2 protein-coding genes are annotated in these 612 nt (G+C 68.8%); one reads left to right on the top strand and one right to left on the bottom strand.

Annotated elements, in window-relative coordinates:
- Positions 1-340: GGDEF domain-containing protein (locus KVT32_RS28340; protein ID WP_217619232.1), on the top strand; the 340-nt coding region annotated here is incomplete at its 5' end.
- A 6-nt stretch (positions 341-346) separates the two neighbouring features.
- Here KVT32_RS28340 and KVT32_RS28345 read toward each other — a convergent pair.
- Entirely contained in the window at positions 347-520 is a 174-nt protein-coding gene (locus KVT32_RS28345) for a hypothetical protein (RefSeq protein WP_217619233.1), read from the bottom strand.
- Positions 521-612 lie beyond the last annotated feature (92 nt).

A 612-nucleotide genomic window follows, 5' to 3' on the forward strand; every position in this document is an offset into this window, starting at 1 on the left:
CTATGGCCATGCCGCGGGCGATGCCGTGCTGCGCGCCTTCGCGACCCAGGCCCAGCAGATCCTGCGCACCACCGACATGATCGGCCGCTGGGGCGGCGAGGAATTCCTGCTGCTCCTGCCCGAAACCCCACCGGGCGACCCCGCGCTGGGCGTGGCGCGCCTGCGCGAGGCGCTGGCATCGATGCCGGCCAGTGCGGCGCTGCCGGACCTGCGCGTGCGCTTCTCGGCCGGCTTCGCCCGCTACGACGATGGCGAGCCGATCGACCAGGCGATCGAGCGTGCCGACCGCGCCCTGTATGCGGCCAAGTCGGCCGGGCGCAACCGCAGCGTGGCCCTGTAGCAGATCCTATTCCCGCTCGCGCGAGCGGCGGCGGATGTCGTCGTGGCGATCGCCGCGGCGCACGACGGCCGGACGGCGCAGGTCGTGCAGCAGGCGCGCCACCAGCACCAGACCCAGCAGCAGCGCGATAAAGGCCAGCATGACCGACAGCGGCAATCCGAACAATTCGCCCTGATCCATGACACCTCCCGTTCCCTGGAAAATCGCCCTCTATTTACCGGGCGCAAGAACGTAATGTGCCACTTCTATTCCTGCTGGAAATTGACCCAACT

The organism is Achromobacter sp. GbtcB20 (assembly GCF_019091095.1).
In the GTDB taxonomy this organism is placed as follows: Bacteria; Pseudomonadota; Gammaproteobacteria; order Burkholderiales; family Burkholderiaceae_B; genus Achromobacter; species Achromobacter mucicolens.